16 protein-coding genes, 1 tRNA gene and 1 pseudogene are annotated in these 18756 nt (G+C 67.2%); 13 read left to right on the forward strand and 5 right to left on the reverse strand.

The features are described from left to right. Positions 1-55 precede the first annotated feature (55 nt). Together EV651_RS18240 and pyk are read left to right on the forward strand one after the other, a co-directional pair. Positions 56-1612, forward strand: a complete 1557-nt coding sequence (locus EV651_RS18240) for a metallophosphoesterase (RefSeq protein WP_238157015.1) — start codon at positions 56-58, stop codon at positions 1610-1612. 99 nt (positions 1613-1711) lie between these two features. Beyond that, positions 1712-3163, forward strand: a complete 1452-nt coding sequence (gene pyk / locus EV651_RS18245) for a pyruvate kinase (protein ID WP_133786383.1) — start codon at positions 1712-1714, stop codon at positions 3161-3163. Between the two features lie 62 nt (positions 3164-3225). On the opposite strand, the gene EV651_RS18250 is transcribed toward pyk, so the two are convergent. Next, entirely contained in the window at positions 3226-3975 is a 750-nt protein-coding gene (locus EV651_RS18250; RefSeq protein ID WP_133786384.1) for a transcriptional regulator, read from the reverse strand. 36 nt (positions 3976-4011) lie between these two features. After that, positions 4012-4085: transfer RNA gene (locus EV651_RS18255), tRNA-Leu, on the reverse strand. Between the two features lie 176 nt (positions 4086-4261). Here EV651_RS18255 and EV651_RS18260 point away from each other — a divergent pair. The 8 genes and pseudogenes from EV651_RS18260 (at position 4262) to EV651_RS18295 (ending at position 11625) form a co-directional block, all read left to right on the forward strand. Next, the gene (locus EV651_RS18260; protein ID WP_202870379.1) at positions 4262-4603 is read left to right on the forward strand and encodes a hypothetical protein; all 342 of its coding nucleotides are present in this window, start codon (positions 4262-4264) and stop codon (positions 4601-4603) included. A gap of 15 nt (positions 4604-4618) precedes the next feature. Next, positions 4619-5206, forward strand: a complete 588-nt coding sequence (locus tag EV651_RS18265) for a response regulator (RefSeq protein WP_133786385.1) — start codon at positions 4619-4621, stop codon at positions 5204-5206. Between the two features lie 353 nt (positions 5207-5559). After that, positions 5560-6789, forward strand: a complete 1230-nt coding sequence (locus EV651_RS18270) for a branched-chain amino acid ABC transporter substrate-binding protein (RefSeq protein WP_133786386.1) — start codon at positions 5560-5562, stop codon at positions 6787-6789. An 84-nt stretch (positions 6790-6873) separates the two neighbouring features. After that, a pseudogene (locus tag EV651_RS43275) lies at positions 6874-7227 on the forward strand (branched-chain amino acid ABC transporter permease); the annotation flags it as partial. Positions 7228-7257: 30 nt separating this feature from the next. Further along, entirely contained in the window at positions 7258-8190 is a 933-nt protein-coding gene (locus EV651_RS18280; RefSeq protein ID WP_370352910.1) for a branched-chain amino acid ABC transporter permease, read from the forward strand. Then, positions 8187-9902 (forward strand): branched-chain amino acid ABC transporter permease, encoded by a 1716-nt coding sequence (locus tag EV651_RS18285; protein ID WP_133786387.1) that lies wholly within the window; start codon positions 8187-8189, stop codon positions 9900-9902. Before EV651_RS18280 ends, EV651_RS18285 begins: the two co-directional genes overlap by 4 nt. Beyond that, on the forward strand, positions 9899-10912 hold the full coding sequence (locus EV651_RS18290) for an ABC transporter ATP-binding protein (RefSeq protein WP_133786388.1): 1014 nt from the start codon (positions 9899-9901) through the stop codon (positions 10910-10912). Before EV651_RS18285 ends, EV651_RS18290 begins: the two co-directional genes overlap by 4 nt. Next, complete coding sequence (locus EV651_RS18295) at positions 10909-11625, forward strand: ABC transporter ATP-binding protein (protein WP_133786389.1); 717 nt, start codon at positions 10909-10911, stop codon at positions 11623-11625. The genes EV651_RS18290 and EV651_RS18295 overlap by 4 nt, the downstream gene beginning before the upstream one ends. A 16-nt stretch (positions 11626-11641) precedes the next feature. Here EV651_RS18295 and EV651_RS18300 read toward each other — a convergent pair whose 3' ends face one another. Then, positions 11642-12382, reverse strand: coding sequence for a DUF554 domain-containing protein (locus EV651_RS18300; protein WP_133786390.1), 741 nt, complete (start codon positions 12380-12382; stop codon positions 11642-11644). A 126-nt stretch (positions 12383-12508) separates the two neighbouring features. Here EV651_RS18300 and EV651_RS18305 point away from each other — a divergent pair, with 126 nt between their 5' ends. Further along, entirely contained in the window at positions 12509-13099 is a 591-nt protein-coding gene (locus EV651_RS18305) for a GNAT family N-acetyltransferase (RefSeq protein WP_238157017.1), read from the forward strand. On the opposite strand, the gene EV651_RS18310 is transcribed toward EV651_RS18305, so the two are convergent. After that, on the reverse strand, positions 13062-13481 hold the full coding sequence (locus tag EV651_RS18310) for a hotdog fold thioesterase (RefSeq protein ID WP_238157018.1): 420 nt from the start codon (positions 13479-13481) through the stop codon (positions 13062-13064). The two genes, EV651_RS18305 and EV651_RS18310, sit on opposite strands and share 38 nt — an antisense overlap. Positions 13482-13555: 74 nt before the next feature. On the opposite strand from EV651_RS18310, the gene polA reads away from it, so the two are divergent. After that, positions 13556-16258 carry a DNA polymerase I gene (gene polA / locus EV651_RS18315; protein WP_133786392.1) on the forward strand — a complete coding sequence of 901 codons (2703 nt, stop codon included), beginning with the start codon at positions 13556-13558 and terminating at the stop codon, positions 16256-16258. Here the strand turns inward: polA and EV651_RS18320 are convergent. Beyond that, positions 16255-16728 (reverse strand): NUDIX domain-containing protein, encoded by a 474-nt coding sequence (locus EV651_RS18320; protein WP_133786393.1) that lies wholly within the window; start codon positions 16726-16728, stop codon positions 16255-16257. The two genes, polA and EV651_RS18320, sit on opposite strands and share 4 nt — an antisense overlap. 246 nt (positions 16729-16974) lie before the next feature. Here EV651_RS18320 and EV651_RS18325 point away from each other — a divergent pair, with 246 nt between their 5' ends. Beyond that, positions 16975-18723: an extracellular solute-binding protein gene (locus EV651_RS18325; RefSeq protein WP_133786394.1), complete on the forward strand. Its 1749-nt coding sequence runs from the start codon at positions 16975-16977 to the stop codon at positions 18721-18723. Positions 18724-18756: the final 33 nt, after the last annotated feature.

The following is an 18756-nucleotide window of genomic DNA, read 5'->3' on the forward strand; positions in this document are numbered from 1 at the left end:
AACCCGTTAGGGGAAACGGTGGTCGGTGCTCGAGGTGGGGCTTCTCGGTAGGTTGGTGAGTGTGGTGGTACGGCTGGTGACGAAGGAGCGGCTGCGGACGGTTGCGCCGTGGGCCGGGTTGGGCCTGCTGTTCGTACTGACGTCGGTCCTGGTGGGACTGTTCGGGTTCGTGAACGACTCCGAGCGGGTCACGATCGGTGCCCACGCGGCGACGGTGTCGCCGACGTTCGACGGGCACGCGACCCTCGACCTCGGCGCCGTACTGCCGCGGTTGCGGATCCCCACGAACGCGCCCGGCGGCATCGGCGTCAACGTCGACGTCCAGGAGACCGACGCCGGCAACCTCACCGAGCTGCTCACCCGCGACACCCTGATCGCCTCCCAGCCCGACGGTGAGATCGGGCGGATCCAGCAGGTCGTCCAGGAGATGGCGGTCGACAACGCGGTCGCCGGGGCCGGGTCCGGCCTGCTCGTCGTGGTGGTCGTCGCGACCCTGTGGACGGCTCTCGGAGCACGGCGCCGGAGCGAGTTGTGGCACCTGGTGCATCGGCACGAACGCCGGACCGAGCACCGGATGATCGTCATCCTGGTCGCGATGCTGATCACGATCGCGTCGATCTACGGACCGGGACGGATGCGGCAGCCCGACGTACCGCCGACGCAGTGGCAGCCGTTGTTCAAGCTGCTGCCCGAGATGTCGTTCGACGACCGGCTGAAGACGGTCGAGGTCGCGTCCGGTTTCTCCACCACCGGCGGGGTCGGCGTGATCCGGACGCTGGTCGAGACGTACCGCAAGTCCACCGAGCTGTACGGCAGGCTCAAGGACCGGGTCGCCGACGTCGCACCGCAACTGCACCAGCCGAACGAGAACGAGAAGGTCGCCCTGCTGGTCTCGGACCGGCACGACAACATCGGCATCGACGCCTTCGCGGCCGCGGTGGCCAAGGCGGGCGGCGCCAAGCTGCTCATCGACGCGGGGGACGACACCTCGTCCGGGCAGAGCTGGGAAGCGTTCAGCATCAACTCGCTGCGGCAGCACTTCAAGGACTTCAAGGTGGTCGCGGTGGCCGGCAACCACGACGCCGGCGGTCACATCGAGGGGTCCATGCGCAAGGCCGGGTTCACCGTGCTCGACAGCAAGCCGGTCGAGGTCGAGGGGATCCGGTTCCTCGGGGACAGCGACCCTACGAGCACCGGGCTCGGCAGCGCGGACAGCCCGGGCGACGAGACCATCGAGCACCAGTCGCAGCGGCTCGCGGACGTCGCCTGCGACCAGCCGGACGACAAGCGGATCTCGACGATGGTGGTGCACGACCCGTCGTCGTTCGCCGACACCGCCGCGCGGGGGTGCGCGACGTTGCTGTTGTCCGGTCATTTGCATCGCCAGGTGGGGCCCGAACACCGAGTGGTCGACAACCGCGCGGTCACGACGTACACGAACGGGACGACCGGGGGAGCGGCGTACGCCTTCGCGCTGGGCTACACACTGCGCAAACCCGGTGAGGTCACCCTGATCACGTACCAGAAAGGCCTTCCGGTCGGTCTGCAGGCGGTCACCGCCCAGCCGAGCGGCGACGTGACCGTCGGGCCCTACACCCCCTTGGGTTCTTGACGATTCAGGCGATGCGGCCGCTCGTCTTCTACTGTTAACTGCCCAGTAACGGGGGCGGACCAGCGGGCCCAGTGGTTTGCAGGAGTAGGGTTTTGTGACGTGCGTCGCGCAAAGATCGTTTGTACGCTCGGCCCGGCTACGGCCGCCCCGGAGCGCATCACAGAACTCGTCCAAGCAGGTATGGACGTCGCAAGGCTCAACCTGAGCCACGGCGCCCACGCCGAGCATGAGCGCATCTATCAGCGGATCCGCACCGCTGCGGCGGAGACCGGGGCCAATGTCGGCATCCTGGTCGACCTGCAGGGGCCGAAGATCCGGCTGGCCGAGTTCGCCGAGGGCAAGGCAACGTTGACCTACGGCGAGCGCTTCACGATCACCACCCGGGAGGTGCCTGGTGACCAGACCATCTGCGGTACGACGTACGACGGTCTGCCGGGTGACGTGCATCCGGGCGACCAGCTGCTGATCGACGACGGCCGGATCGCGCTCGTCGCCGAGGAGGTGACCGAGACCGACGTGGTCTGCCGGGTCACCGTCGGCGGGCCGGTCTCCAACCACAAGGGCATCAACCTGCCCGGCGTGTCGGTCAGCGTGCCCGCGCTGTCGGAGAAGGACGCCGAGGACCTGCGCTGGGCGCTGCACCTGCCGGCCGACATGATCGCGCTGTCGTTCGTCCGGGACGCCGCCGACATCCAGCTGGTGCACAAAATCATGGACGAGGAGGGTCTGCGGATCCCGGTCGTCGCGAAGATCGAGAAGCCGCAGGCGGTCGCCAACCTGGACGAGATCATCGAGGCGTTCGACGGGTTCATGGTGGCCCGCGGCGACCTCGGCGTGGAGCTCCCCCTCGAGGAGGTCCCGCTGGTCCAGAAGCTGATCATCGACCAGGCCCGGCTGAACGCGAAGCCGGTGATCGTCGCCACCCAGATGCTGGAGTCGATGATCTCCGCGCCGCGGCCGACCCGGGCCGAGGCCTCCGACGTCGCGAACGCCGTACTCGACGGCGCGGACGCGGTCATGCTGTCCGGTGAGACCAGCGTCGGCCGGTTCCCGATCGAGACCGTCAAGACGATGGCCCGGATCGTGGAGTCGACCGAGGAGCACGGTCTCGGCCGGATCCAGGAGATCGAATGGGAGCCGAAGACCAAGGGCGGCGTGATCGCCCGCGCGGCCGCGGACGTCGCGGAGCGGCTGGAGGCGAAGTACCTGATCGCATTCACCCAGTCCGGTGACACCGCGCTCCGCCTCGCCCGCTATCGCACCGACGTCCCGCTCCTCGCGTTCACACCTGTCCCGTCGGTCAGCTCCTGGCTGAGCGTGGTGTGGGGCATCACCACCCACATCGTCCCGACCGTCGACCACACCGACGAAATGGTCCGCCAGGTGGACCAGCGCCTTCTCGAACTCGGCATCCTCAACAAGGGCGACCTGGTAGTGATCGTCGCCGGCTCCCCACCCAGCATCCCCGGCTCCACCAACGCCCTCCGAGTCCACCGCATGGGCGACGCCATAGAAGGCAACGCCCCCGCCTACCGAAGCCCCAACCCGTAACCACGGGCTGACAAGACGTGTGCTCGAAGCGGGCGGTCAACCGACCGTCCGCCTCAGCCGTCTCAGGACTTCGGCCCGATGAAGCTGTCGAGGGTGGCCACGGCTTCCCGCCGGGCTACGGAGAGGGCGTTGGGGCGGGGCATGCGCCAGGACACCTGCAGCAGGTCGAGCGCCCATTGGCAGAAGTGCATGATGTCGGCTGACTCGTTCGAGAACATGTAGCGTGGGTATTCGTAGCGCTTCGCTTGGCCGGCGACTGTTCGAGTTGTCCAGTTGGTGATGCGGCAGCCATCCGAGTTGAAGAGGCCGCGTAGGAAAAGTTGGGGGAACTCGGCAACGATCTCCTGCTGCCAGCCTGCGAGCGCGATCGTACGCCGGTGCTTCGGCCCGGGACCGTGCTGCGGGAACAGGCACGGCCAGTGCTTCCAGTACGAAACCACTGACGTGTAGCCGACCGCCTGGACCCGGTGCACCGGCCGGCTCGGGTGGACCGCGCTCATCGCGGCGGCCGCTTCGTCGATGAGCCGCGGATAGAGGTCATCACAGGCGATCCTCAGCGCATAGACGTCACGCCGGTGCCTGGACAGACAGCCGTCCCCTAGATACAGCCCCAGAAGATGCGCGTACGACGTATCATCGAGCTTCTCGCTTCCACACCGCGGGCAGCTACTCGGAGGCATTCGACGTACCGTGCCGTCCCGCCACTCCCGAAGCGCCGCCCGACTGACCCCAAGCCGCTTGCTGATCGAGTTGAGACTCTCACCGGCGGCCATCGCGATGCGCGCGGTCTGCCGGGTCTCCTCGTCGTACACAACGGCTAGATTTCCAGCCGCAACCGACAATTTCTGTGCCCTGGGTGGGATTCGAACCCACACTGTATGGTGTTTGAGACCATCTTCTCTGCCGGTTGGAATACCAGGGCATCTGTGTCCCAGAATCCTAGCCCATAGGGTCGGTCGATCAGCAAAACTGTCGGGGGTCGTCGGCAGCCTGGTGGCGTGGGTCACTTCAGGTCGCGGGAGACGGTTGAGTCCGCGCCGGATCCGCGCAGGTTCTCGAGGAACTCCGTGGCGATAGCGCGTTGGAAGCACTGGCCGTGTGTTCCCGCAGCATGGTCCGGGGCGGAAGCATCTGCGGAAGATCGAGTTGACCGACTGGCAGCGGGAGATTGTTGCCAAGTACCCCGAACAGCTCCTGCGCGGGCTGTTCCACTCGGACGGGTGCCGGTTCGTGAACTGGGCCAGCAAGCCCGGCCGCGACAAGCGGTACTACTACGTGCGCTATCTGTTCTCGAACAAGTCCGACGACATCCGGAACATACTCACTGATGCGCTGGATCTGTTGGGCATCGCTTGGCGGCGGCCGCGCTGGGATCACATCGCTGTGAGCCGTAAGGACGCGGTTGGGGTGCTTGACGGGTTTGTGGGGCCGAAGAGCTGACGTGGGGTCGCTAGGGTGTGCGGTGTGACTGCTAAGCGTGTGGTGATTGCTGAGGATGAGGCCCTGATTCGGATGGATCTGGCTGAGATGCTCGCGGAAGAGGGGTATGACGTCGTCGGGCAGGCGGGGGACGGCGAGGAGGCCATTCGGCTGGCGATCGAGCAGCGGCCGGATCTGGTGATTCTCGACGTGAAGATGCCGAAGCTGGACGGGCTGAGCGCGGCCGAGAAGATCGCGGGGGAGCGGATCGCCCCGGTGCTGATGCTGACCGCGTTCTCGCAGCGGGAGCTGGTCGAGCGGGCGCGGGACGCCGGCGCGATGGCGTACCTGGTGAAGCCGTTCTCCAAGGCCGACCTGCTGCCCGCGATCGAGATCGCCGCGTCCCGGTACGTCGAGCTCGCCGAGCTGGAGCGGGAGGTCGCCGACCTGGCCGAGCGGCTGGAGACCCGCAAGCTGGTCGACCGGGCGAAATCGATCCTGCAGACCAAGTTCGGGCTGTCCGAGCCGGACTCGTTCCGGTGGATCCAGAAGACCGCGATGGACAAGCGGGTCTCGATGCGCCAGGTGGCCGAGCTGGTCGTCAACGAAGCCGGGGATTCCTGATCGGGGCAAGGTCATCGGCCTGTCCATGCGCAACTCGCCGTGATCTGCTCGCCACACCGGCGTGTCGTAACCGTGAGGTGAACCTGCACGGACCTTGGTGACAAACCGTGGCGGAGGCGCCAGCTCGCGTTCAGCGGATCTCACCGAGAAAGTCTGCTCACTGACTCTACGTCACCACTATTACCCACCGGACAGTAATCAGGTCATAAGACGATGCTTACCGGGGTAACGACCTCACAACACAGCCTGTGCGCTGTTCGCTTGGAACACCCGCTGGGTCTAACCTGCGGATGCTCGCGGCAAATGCGCGAGAGTCCCGGTTTCGCTGGGACTATCCAGACATTGGAGGAACAGTGCACCAGCGTTCCGTAGTACGGGTCGGCGCGTCGCTGATCGTTGCGTCGTTGGCCCTGACTGCCTGCGGCTCACGCAGTGGCAACGACTCTGGGGGGAGCTCCGGAGGCTCGACCAAGACCGCGAAGATCGGCGTCATCGCGCCGCTGTCCGGAGACTTGTCGGCCCTGGGTCTGGGTATCCAGCACTCCGTCGAGCTGGCGGTGAAGCAGGCCAACGACTCCGGCGCGATCCCGGGCTGGAAGCTCGAGGTCGTGCCGAAGGACGACGAGGCGAAGCCTGACCCCGGCAAGAACGCGGCCACCGCGCTGTCCAGCGACAAGGACGTGATCGGTGTCGTCGGCACGCTGAACACCAGCGTCAGCCAGCAGGTGCAGCCGGTCCTCGCCTCGGCGAAGATCGTCCAGGTCTCGCCGGCCAACACCGGTCCCGGCCTGACCCAGGGCGCCAAGTGGCAGACCGACCCGAAGCGGCCGTACCCGACGTACTTCCGGACCTGCACCACGGACGCGGTCCAGGGTCCGTTCGCCGCCCGGTACCTGTACGAGACCGCGAAGATCACCAAGGTCGCCACGATCCACGACAAGAAGGCCTACGGCCAGGGTCTGGTCGGCACCTTCACCGAGGAGTTCAAGAAGCTGGGCGGCACGATCGTCGCGGCCCAGACCATCAACCCGGAAGACGCGAACTACCAGGCCGCGCTGACCGCGATCAAGCCGTCGAACCCGCAGGCCATCTACTACGGCGGCGAGTACCCGCAGGCCGGTCCGCTCTCGCAGCAGGCGAAGGCCGCCGGCCTCAACGTCCCGCTGATGGGCGGCGACGGTATCTACGACCCGAAGTACATCACCCTGGCCGGTAAGACCAGCGACAACGACCTGGCCACCTCGGTCGGCGCTCCGGTGGACTCGCTGGACTCGGCGAAGAAGTTCGTCGCGGACTACAACGCGGCCGGCTTCAAGGAGCCCTACGCGGCGTACGGCGGTTACTCCTACGACGCGGCGAACGCCATCATCGCCGCACTGAAGACCTCCCTGAAGGACGCCAAGGACGTCGAGTCCGCGCGGCAGGCGACGGTCGATGCCATGAGCAAGGTCGCCTTCGACGGCGTGACCGGGAAGGTGGCGTTCGACCAGTACGGCGACACCACGTCCAAGGTCCTCACCGTCTACAAGGTTGCCGGTGGCAAGTGGACCACCGTCGAGACCAAGGCGTTCGAGGAAAAGTAAGCAGGGTCGACCTCATGTCAGGGGGGTGGGAGTGATCCTCCCACCCCCCTGGCGTGTCACAACCGAGGCAGATGGGAGGTCGACGTGGACCAGTTCTTGCAGCAACTCGTCAACGGGCTGACCTTGGGCTCGCTGTACGCCCTGATCGCGGTCGGGTACACGGTCGTGTACGGCATCGTGCAGCTCATCAACTTCGCCCACGGCGAGGTGTTCATGATCGGCGCGTTCGGCGCGCTGACGACGTACCTGTTGTTCTTCAACGGTCAGACCAGCGTCTGGATCCTGCCGGTGATGATCGTCGGCGCGATGCTCGCGTCGGTCAGTACCGCGGTGCTGATGGAACGTGTCGCGTACCGTCCCCTGCGGAACGCGCCACGACTGGCACCGCTGATCACGGCGATCGGTATCTCCGTGTTCCTGCAGGAGTTCATCCGGCTGTTCTACGAACGCCCGGCCTGGACCGTGGTGGTGTTCGCCGGACTCGCGATCGCGGCCGGCTACCTCGCCGGTAACCGGCAGACCGAGGGGAACCTCGACAACCCTGTCAGCAAGTGGCACGACCGGGCCCCGCTGCTCGGCGGCGCAGCTGGTGCGGTGGCACTCTGGATCGTCGTACTGCTGATCAGCACCGACATCTCCGCGCTGTACGTCGTGGTTGCGATCGTCGGCGGTGCGCTCGTGGGTACGGCGGTGGGCATGACGGCCGGCGCGGCGACGAAGTCGCATGCGCGGGTCCGGACCGGCGTCCGCGCCGTCGCCGTGAGCGCCGGGGTGGCCGCGGTCACCGCGGAGGTCGGCTGGATCCTGTTCAAGGAGCTGATCAACAAGGTCGAGTGGCCGAGCGCGAAGGCGCGCATCCCGTTCCCACAGCTCGACGTGGTGACCGGCAAGGCGCTGCAGGTCGGCGGGGTGACCATCCAGCGGTCGGCGATCTTCACGGTCGCGGCGCTCGCGGTCTGCGCCGTACTGCTGTGGTTCTTCATCAACCGGACCCGGCTGGGCCGCGGTATGCAGGCGGTGTCGCAGGACCCGGACACCGCTCGGCTGATGGGTATCAACGTGGACCGGATCATCGTGGTCGCGTTCGCCCTCGGCGCGGTGCTGGCGTCGATCGCCGGTGTCTCGCAGGGCCTGCAGAACAACAACATCGACTTCCGGATGGGCTTCCTGGCCGGTCTGAAGGCGTTCACCGCCGCGGTCCTGGGCGGTATCGGCAACGTGTACGGCGCGGTCGTCGGCGGTCTGGTCCTCGGCGTGGTCGAGGCGATGGCCACGCAGTACATCCCGGGCCAGTTCGGCGGTAGCACCTGGAAGGACGTCTGGGCGTTCGTGATCCTGATTCTGGTTCTGGTCTTCAGGCCGCAGGGCCTGCTCGGCGCGAGGGTGGTGGACCGGGCATGACGCATGTGAAATCGCTTGTGGACGAGGCCTCGGAGTCCCCGGTGGCGAAGCCGGGCAGGCCGATCGCGTGGCCGATGGGCATCGCCGGTGTAGCGCTGCTGATCGTCGGGTCGTTCCTGTCCTGGAGCTACGACGGCCAGATCCTGAACGATCTGTCGATCAACTTCTACCCCGGTGGTCTGCAGATCCTCGCGATCATCGGTGCGGTGCTGGCCCTGGTGCTGCTGCTGGCCGAGAAGGGCCCGCTGACCAAGCTGGGTTCCTGGCTGGACGCCACGCTCGGTATCCGGGCGCTCGGCGCCGGCCTGTCGCTCTACATGGTGCTGATCCTGGTCGCGATCGGCACGGAGTCCGACGGCCTGATCAACGTGAACCCGGGCGCGTACATCTCGCTGGTGGGCGCGCTGTTGCTCGCGGTCTCGGGCTGGATGCTGCCGTTGCGGCAGTTGCGGGACATGAGTGCGGCGCGGCTGCCGGGCTGGTCCGAGATCCTCATGATCGCGGTGCTGATGGCCGCGGTGCTGTTCGCCGCGGCGTACGCGCTGGGGCTGCAGGACGCCTGGTCGTTCATTCTCTGCCTGCTGTTCATCGCCGTGGTCGCGACGGCGTTGTTCCGGACCGGCACGATGAGCTTCGTCGGTCACGTCGGGCAGCGGCACAGCAAGGTGCTCACGCTGTCCGCGTTCGTGGTGGCGTTCCTCTTCCCGTTCACGCAGAACGGGTCGGACGCGAACATGTCGATCGCGAACCAGGTGCTGATCTTCGGCGCGACCGCGATGGGCCTGAACATCGTGGTCGGCCTGGCCGGCCTGCTCGACCTCGGGTACATCGCGTTCCTCGGGGCCGGCTCCTACACGGCCGCGGTGCTGTCGACCTCGGCGTTCGCCACTGTCGGGTGGAAGCCGCCGTTCCTGGTCGTGATGCTGGTCGGTGCGGGTGTGTCCGCGACGCTGGGTCTCATCATCGGTACGCCGACGCTGCGGGTCTCGGGCGACTACCTGGCCATCGTGACGCTCGGCTTCGGTGAGATCTTCCGGTTCTCGATGGGCAACCTGGACGGCAACAACGGCCCGAACCTGACCAACGGACCGAACGGCGTCCCGGGCATCCCGGACCTGTCGATCGGCGGGTTCAACTTCGGCGACGAGCACGCGGTCGCGGGGATCGAGCTGGGCCGGTTCTCGAACTACTACTTCCTGCTGCTGATCCTGATCGGCTTCGTCATCCTGGTCTTCTCCCGGCTGAACAACAGCCGGATCGGCCGCGGCTGGGTGGCGATCCGGGAGGACGAGAAGGCCGCCGAGGCGATGGGCGTGAACGTGTTCGGGCTGAAGCTGCTCGCGTTCGCGGTCGGCGCGTTCCTGGCCGGTCTGGCCGGCACCATCAAGGCCCACCAGGACGCGGCGGTCAGCCCGGATCAGTACCAGTTCATCGAGTCGGCGTTCCTGCTCGCGGCGATCGTGCTCGGCGGTATGGGTACCATCGCCGGTGTGTTGCTGGGGGCAACGATCCTGAAGCTGCTGCCGGAGAAACTGCGGTTCTTCTCGGAGTACCGGCTGCTGATGTTCGGTCTGCTGCTGGTGCTGATGATGCGGTTCCGGCCGGAGGGACTGGTCGCGAGCAGACGAAGGCAGCTCGAGTTCCACGAAGAGGACGAGGAGCTGGCCGTCGCGGTCGAGGAAGAACGCCTGATCGTCGAGGAGGCCAAATGACCACCGCCGAGCAGGAGCGGGTGCGCCCCGAGGTGACCGGTGAAACGGTGCTCGAGGCCACTGGTGTGACGATGCGGTTCGGCGGCCTGCTGGCCGTGAACGACGTGAACCTCAGCGTCCGGCAGGGCGAGATCGTCGGTCTGATCGGGCCGAACGGCGCGGGCAAGACCACGTTCTTCAACTGCCTGACCGGCCTGTACAGGCCGACCAGCGGCCAGGTCCGGTTCGCCGCCTCGCCACCGCAGAAGAAGGAACCGGCGAGGTTCCTGCAGGTGCTCACCCGGCGTTCAGGCCTCGGCAATGTCGCCGAGGAGGTGCCGCTGCTCAGAGAGAACCCGGGGCTGACGCCGCCCGTGCCCGGGGTCCTCGGACCGCTGCCGCCGAAGCCGCGGGCCGTGGTCCGGGCAGGGATGGCCCGGACGTTCCAGAACATCCGGCTGTTCGCGAACATGACCGCGCTGGAGAATGTGATGGTCGGGCGCTACTGCCGGACCAGCTCCGGTGCGCTCACCTCGGTACTGCACGGGCCGAAGTTCCGGCACGAGGAGGCGGCCACCCGGAAACGGGCCCAGGAGCTGCTGAACTTCGTCGGCCTCGGCCGGTCGGCCGAGCACCTGGCCCGGAACATGCCGTACGGCGACCAGCGCCGGCTCGAGATCGCGCGGGCGCTGGCCACCGACCCGAAGCTCATCCTGCTGGACGAGCCGACCGCCGGTATGAACCCGCAGGAGACCCGGCAGGCCAGTGACCTGATCTTCAAGATCCGGGACTCCGGCCTGGCGGTCGTGGTGATCGAGCACGACATGCGGTTCATCTTCAACCTCTGCGACCGGGTGCTGTGCCTGGTCCAGGGTGAGGCCCTGATCGAGGGCACGCCCGAGGAGGTGCAGTCCGACCCGCGGGTGATCGAGGCCTACATCGGCACCGGCGAGGACGAGGAGGACGACGTCGACGTGCAGGACGCCCGCGTCCAGGACACGACGGTCGCCGACGAGGAGGGCCGGTCATGAGCGCGATGCTCGAGGTCAAGGACCTGGAAGTTGCCTACGGCAAGATCCTTGCGGTGAAGAAGATCAGCTTCAGCGTGGAGCAGGGGCAGGTGGTGTCGCTGATCGGCACCAACGGCGCCGGCAAGACCACCACGCTGAAGACGATCTCGGGCCTGCTCCGGCCGACCGGCGGGGAGATCTGGTTCCAGGGCGAGCGGATCGACCACGTGGCGGCGCACGACATCGTCACCCGCGGTCTGGCGCACTCGCCCGAGGGCCGGCGGATCTTCCCGCGGCTGTCGGTCGAGGAGAACCTGATGCTCGGCGCGTTCTCCCGCCGCGATCCCGGGGGCGTGCGCTCCGACCTGCAGGCGGCGTACGACCTGTTCCCGATCCTGGGGGAGCGGCGCAAGCAGCCGGCCGGTACGTTCTCCGGCGGTGAGCAGCAGATGCTGGCGATGGGCCGGGCGATGATGTGCCGACCGAAGCTGCTGATGCTGGACGAGCCGTCGATGGGGCTGTCGCCGATCATGATGAAGCGGATCATGACCACGGTGAGTGAGTTGCAGCGGCAGGGTACGACGATCCTGCTGGTCGAGCAGAACGCCCAGGCCGCGCTGAAGCGGGCCGACTACGGGTACGTGCTCGAGGTCGGGAAGGTCGTGCTGTCCGGCAGCGGCCGGGACCTGCTGGTGAACGACTCGGTCCGCAAGGCCTATTTGGGCGAGGACTGACGCGAGCGCTGCTGGTTCAGTTGCGGATGACAACGAGCAACTGAACCAGCAGCGGCGCGACGATCAACGCGGGCAGCAGGTCGGCGACAGCGACCTGCTTGAGCTTCAGCAGTCGCAGGGCCACGCCGATCAGCATCACCCCGCCGGTGGCTCCGAGCGCGGTCACGTGGGCCTGCGGCAGTACATCGCCCAGTAGCGCTCCGACGGCCGTCATCGAGCCTTGGATCACGAGGACGACCAAGGCGGAAGCCGCCACGCCCCAGCCGAAGGACGCGGCGAACGCGATCGACGCGAAGCCGTCCAGCACCGCCTTGAGGAACAGCTGATCGGCGCCGCGCCCGAGGCCGTCGGACAGTGACCCGAGGAAGGTGAGCGGCCCGACGCAGAACACCATCGAGGCGGACACGAACCCCTCGACGAACGTGCTCCGCCCCTCGCCGCGGTCGAACCGGCGTTGCAGCCAGCCGCCGAAGTCCTCCAGCCGTTGCTCGATCCGCAGCACCGAGCCGAGGATCCCGCCGATCAGCATCGCGCCGAGCACGATCAGGATCGGCGCACTGCTGCCGACGGCGTCGCTCAGCACCTTGTCACCTACGGTGAGTGCCGAGCTGATCGCGATCAGGAGCGTGACGAGCCCGAGCGCGTCGGTGACGAGGTCGCGCGTCCGGTGACTGAGCCGATGTCCGACGAGTACGCCGAGTACCGAACCGACGAGCACTGTCGCGACGTTCACGACGGTGCCGATTCCGATGAACAAACTGGTCCCTCCGGACAGCTGTGGTCAGCTTTGCATGTGACCCCCGAGGGCCTACTGTTGCGCGAGGACGAGCGTATCCGCCCGTCTGTTCACCTCGGGGGTGGACCGTACCGGGAGGTCGCTGTGGTGGCTGCCGTCGAGGTGAGGGACGCCCAGCCGGGTGACGCCGGCGCGCTGGTGGCGCTGTGGCGTGAGCTCAGCACCGCCGCCGGCCTGCCGTCCCGGCTCCCGGCGCCGCCGTCGGTCGCCGCGGCCGAGGTTGCCGTCAGCAAGCATCTGAACGACCCGTTCGGCCGGCTGCTGGTGGTCGAGCTGGATGGTCAGGTGCACGGTATGGCGTATCTGCGCCGGACCGTGATCAGTCCGCTGCACGAAGACTCGACCGTCACGGTCGAGTACCTGCACGTCAGCGACACGTCCCGCCGGCACGGCCTCGGCAAGGCCCTGATCGCGGAAGCGGTCGCCTGGGCCGAGCACGAGTGCTGCGTCCACCTGGCCGTGGTCGCGCCCGCGATCGCCCGCGAGGCCAACCGTTTCCTCGCCCGCCTCGGCCTCGGGCAGGCCGGCGTACTGCGGTTCGCGAACACCCACACCGTACGTCGGCGGCTCACCGCCGAGCACGCGCCGAACCTGCTCGCCCTGCTGTCCTCGCGCCGCTCGGCCGTCGCCCGCCGCGCCGTCAGCTCCCGGACGGCGCCTGAATCAGCTGGCAAGTGATCCGGGCGGTGCACACGCGCTTGTCCCGGTCGTCGGTGACGACCACCTCGTACGACGTGGTGGTCCGGCCGAGGTAGATCGGTGTCGCGACGCCGGTGACGACCCCGTCGCGGACCGCGCGGTGGTGGGTCGCGTTGATGTCGACGCCGACCGCGACCTTCCCGGACGTCGCGGCGTGCAGCGCCGACCCGATCGAGCCGAGGCTCTCGGCCAGCACACAGGACGCGCCGCCGTGCAGCAGACCGTACGGCTGCGTGTTGCCCTTGACCGGCATCGTCGCGACGACCCGCTCGGGAGACGCCTCGCTGACAACGATCCCCATCAACTGGAGGAGGGTGCCCTCCATGCTCATACCCGGCCCGAGGTTCGATTCGTCTGTCACGGAAGCAGTGTGTCAGAACTGTCCGTGGGAACCACTAGAGTCGGTGTGTGGCTCCAGATACAGACACTTCGACGATGACCAAGGACACCGTTCAGGCCGGCGCAGGCCGGCCGCGGATCCTGCTGCTGGACGGGCACTCGCTGGCCTACCGGGCGTTCTACGCGCTCCCGGTGGAGAACTTCTCCACCACCACCGGCCAGCACACCAACGCGGTGTACGGGTTCACCTCGATGCTGATCAACATGCTCCGCGACGAGCAGCCCACGCATGTCTGCGTCGCGTTCGACGTGTCCCGCAAGACCTTCCGCTCCGAGCAGTACACGGAGTACAAGGCGGGCCGGTCGAAGTCGCCGGACGAGTTCAAGGGGCAGATCTCGCTGGTCAAGGAGGTGCTGGAGGCGCTCCGGATCCCGACCACGGAGATCGACGGCTGGGAGGCCGACGACATCATCGCGACGCTCGCCACGCAGGCGGCCGAGCAGGGCTTCGAGGTGCTGATCAGCAGCGGTGACCGGGACTCGTTCCAGCTGGTCAGCGAGGACGTCACAGTGCTGTACCCGAAGCGCGGCGTGTCCGAGATCGCCCGGATGGACCCGGCCGCGATCGAGGAGAAGTACGGCGTCGGTCCGCGGCTGTATCCGGATCTGGCCGCGCTGGTGGGGGAGCAGAGCGACAACCTGCCGGGGGTGCCCGGGGTCGGCCCGAAGACGGCGGCCAAGTGGCTGAACCAGTTCGGCTCGCTGAACGACGTCGTCGACCGGGTGAACGAGATCAAGGGCAAGGCCGGTGAGTCGCTGCGTGAGCACCTCGCCGACGTGATCCGGAACCGGCAGATCAACGAGCTGATCCGCGACCTGACGCTGGACGTCACGGTCGACGACCTGGTCCGGGTGCCGTGGGACCGGGAGAAGGTGCACACGCTGTTCGACAGCCTGGAGTTCCGGGTGCTGCGCGAGCGGCTGGTCGCCGAGCACGAGGAAGTCGACGCGACCGTCGACCACGGGTTCGAGCTGGACGGTGTGCAGCTGAAGCCGGGTGAGGTGGGGGCCTGGCTCAAGGAGCACGTGAGCGGCGGCGAGCGGGTCGGTGTCGCGGTGCAGGGCAGCTGGGGCGGCGGGACCGGTCAGATCACCGGTCTGGCGCTGGCGAACACGTCCGGTGCGGCAGCCTGGTTCGATCCGATGACGATGACGCCGGACGACGACGCGGCCTGGCAGGCCTGGCTCGCCGACGAGAGGCAGCCCAAGGCGCTGCACGACGCGAAGGGTCCGCTGCTGGGCTTCCTGGAGCGCGGCTGGACACTCGGCGGCCTCAACTCGGACACTCAGCTGAGCGCGTACCTCGTCCGCCCGGACCAGCGGGCCTACGACCTGGCCGACCTGACGGTGCGTTACCTCAAGCGTGAGCTGCGCAACGAGGAGGCCGAGAACGGCCAGCTCAGCTTCGACGACGTCGAGGGCGGGCCGGCCGCGGACCACACGATGCTGCGCGCCCGCGCGATCGCGGACCTCGCCGACACCCTCGACGCCGAGCTCGAGAAGCAGGCCGGTACGGCGCTGCTCGCGGACGTCGAGCTGCCGCTGATCCACGTGATCGCCGGCATGGAGCGGGACGGCATCGCGGTCGACCGGCCGTACCTGGAGCAGCTCGAGGAGCGGTTCGCCACCGGTGTACGGGAAGCGGCCACGGCGGCGTACGAGGTGATCGGCAAGGAGATCAACCTCGGGTCGCCGAAGCAGCTGCAGGTGGTGCTGTTCGACGAGCTGCAGATGCCGAAGACCAAACGCACCAAGACCGGGTACACCACGGATGCGGACTCGCTGCAGGCGCTGTTCGAGAAGACCGAGCACCCGTTCCTGGCGTACCTGCTGGCGCACCGGGACGCGACCCGACTGCGGCAGACCGTCGAGGGGCTGCTGAAGACGATCAGCCCGCGCGACGGCCGGATCCACACCACGTTCAACCAGACCATCGCGGCGACCGGCCGGCTGAGCTCCACGGAGCCGAACCTGCAGAACATCCCGATCCGCACCGAGGAGGGCCGCCGGATCCGGCAGGCGTTCGTGGTCGGCGAGGGCAACGAGTCACTGATGTCGGCGGACTACAGCCAGATCGAGATGCGGATCATGGCGCACGTGTCCAAGGACCAGGGCCTGATCGACGCGTTCAACTCCGGGATGGACTTCCACTCGGTGACCGCGTCGCGGGTGTTCTCGGTCGAGCCGTCCGCGGTGACCCAGGAGCAGCGCGCGAAGATCAAGGCGATGAACTACGGCCTGGCGTACGGCCTGTCGGCGTACGGGCTGAGCCAGCAGCTGAAGATCGGTGTCGACGAGGCCAAGGGCCTGATGGACGAGTACTTCGAGGGCTTCGGCGGGGTCCGGGACTACCTGCGGTCGATCGTGATCGACGCCGGCAAGACCGGGTACACCGAGACCATCCTGGGTCGCCGGCGGTACCTGCCGGACCTGACCAGCGACAACCGGCAGCGCCGCGAGATGGCCGAGCGGATGGCGCTGAACGCGCCGATCCAGGGCTCGGCCGCGGATGTCATCAAGATGGCGATGCTGAAGGTCGAGCGGTCCCTGCGCGAGTCCGGCCTGAAGTCCCGGATGCTCCTCCAGGTCCACGACGAACTCGTCTTCGAGATCGCGCCCGGCGAACGCGAAACCCTCGAGGCCCTCGTCCGCCACGACATGGGCCACGCCGTCGACATGGCCGTCCCCCTGGACGTCTCAGTAGGCGTTGGCCGCACCTGGCACGAGGCCGCCCACTAAGAGGTCTCGAACTCCGGTTGCAGGCCGGGGGAGAGTGCTCGCTCGATGCAGACTCTCTCCCGGTCCGTGAGGTCCGGGAGGGCGTTCAGGGGCCACCAGCGGACGTCGAGAGACTCGTCGTCGTTGACACGGGGATCGCCGCGAAGCGGGCGGCAGCGGAAGCAGAGGTCTAGGAACTGGACCTGGTCGCCGTTGGGGTAGCTGGCGGGTGGGAGTGACTCGACGCTGAGCAGGCGCTCGACGGCTGCCTCGACCGCGGTCTCCTCCTGGATCTCGCGTACCAGCCCGACGGCGGGCTGCTCACCTGGCTCGAGGATGCCGGCGACCAGGCTCCACCGGCCGTTGTCGGCGCGCTTGACGAGGAGCACCTCGTCCCGGTCGTTGAGCACGACCGCGGTCAGCCCGCTCAGCCAGAGCAGGTCGTGCCCGATCTTCTCGCGCAGGTCGAGGACGAACTTCGGCGTCGGCATGCCAAGAACCCTATCGAGACCGGCCGGGACTTTCTTCGCCGCAAGAAATTTGGGCGCCGCAACGCAAGCGGCAAGCGCTTGCCGCGCAACTTACCAACAGTGATTGACCGATCTCGATCGGTATCGGCCGAGGCCTTCCGTCGAGTCACTTTCTATGTCATTCTCCCGGCAAAGATCCGAGATCCTATCGGATATCCGGCTCGGATATTTCCTGCCTGTTCCGTCCTAGACCGCCCTGGAGGACCCATGCCGAACGATCACGCACGCCCGGGACTCAGCCGCCGATCGCTCATCGCCGGCGCGCTCGGACTGACCGCGGCCGCCGGCGGCGGTGTGCTCAGCGCGTGCAGCGGCTCGAGCAACGCCGGCAGCACGGCCGCGGGTGCGGGCGGCGCGGCGCCCAGCGTCACGCTCGGCCCGAAGCTGACGACGGTGCAGTACCCGGAGGGGTACGTCGGCCCGGTCGCCCGTCAGCTGAAGCCGCTCACCAGCGAGAAGGTGACGTTCAAGATCGTCGTACCGCAGGACGTGACGATCGGGGACTGGAAGACCAACGCGTTCACCAAGTGGCTGGAGGCCAAGACCAACATCCACATCGAGTGGAACCAGGTCGGCGGCACCACCGACGACGTCATGACCAAGGTGAACGCGATGATCGCGGCCGGCGACATCCCGGACGCGTTCATGGGTATCGACTTCACCCGGTCCCAGCTGTATCTGTACGGCCAGCAAGGCCTGTTCACCGACGTCGGCCAGTACATCGACGGCTATGCGCTGAACCTCCAGCAGGCGATGAAGGACTACCCGGACGCCCGCAAGCTCGTGCAGGCGCCGGACAAGAAGATCTACTCGTTCCCGAACATCAACGACTGCTACCACTGCCGGGCCAGCAACGGCCGGACGTTCCTGAACACCGACTGGATCAAGCAGGTCGGGCTGGACATCCCGAAGACCACGGACGAGTTCGTCGAGCTACTCCGCGCCTTTAAGAAGGCCGACCTCGGCGGCAACGGCCGGACGATCCCGTTCGCGGGCTACAAGGACGCGCCGTTCGACACGTACTTCATGAACTCGTTCCTCTACAACCCCGGCTCCCCGTGGCTGGTCGTCAACGACGGCAAGGTCGACGTGACTTTCAACAAGGACGAGTGGCGCGAGGGCCTGAAGTTCATCCACGGCATGTACGCCGAGGGCCTGATCAACAAGGACGTGTTCACCGCGGACCAGGACCAGATGGACCGGTACGGCAACGCGCCGGGCAAGCCGATCATCGGCGGAGCGCGGTCGTACTACTGGGGCGGCTTCCTCGACATCGACCAGAAGGACCCGAACGCCCGCTGGCGCAAGTATCAGGCGATCCCGCCGCTGAAGGGCCCGAACGGCGTGCAGTACGCCGCCTGGAACTACCTCGGCGTCGGTGTCGAGGTGGCCAAGCTGGTGATCACCAAGAAGTGCGCGAAGCCCGAGTTGCTGGTCCAGTGGGCCGATTCCCAGATGGAACTGGAGGCGATCCTGCGCGGGTACGGCGGGCCGAAGTTCGAGTGGGCCAAGAAGGGCGAGCTCGGGATCAACGGCAAGCAGGCGGTGTACGGCTTCTCCGCAACCTGGAACACCGAGAAGAACATCTCCTGGAGCCAGGAGAACACGATGTACCGCTCGCAGGACTTCCGGCTGGCCGAGCGGGTGAATCCGGCGGATCTCACGTTCGAGAAGCCGCTCTACCAGCAGACCGTGGACAGCTACTTCCCGTACAAGCAGCCGCAGGAGATGCAGTTCCCGCCGGTCACGCTGGATCAGGACCAGGCCGCGCAGGAGGCGGAGCTGAAGACGAACCTGAAGAGCGAGGTCGACCTGTCGTTCTCGAAGTTCGTCACCGGCCAGCTGGATCCGCACGACGACGCCGCCTGGAACGCGTTCAAGGACCGGGTGGACAAGATCGGCGTGAAACCGTATCTGGAGCTCCAGCAGGCCGCCTACGAGACGTACAACGCATGAGCGAGCGGAGCGAGCTCATCATCAAGCACAGCG

The organism is Kribbella sp. VKM Ac-2571, assembly GCF_004362255.1.
Lineage (GTDB): Bacteria > Actinomycetota > Actinomycetes > Propionibacteriales > Kribbellaceae > Kribbella > Kribbella pratensis.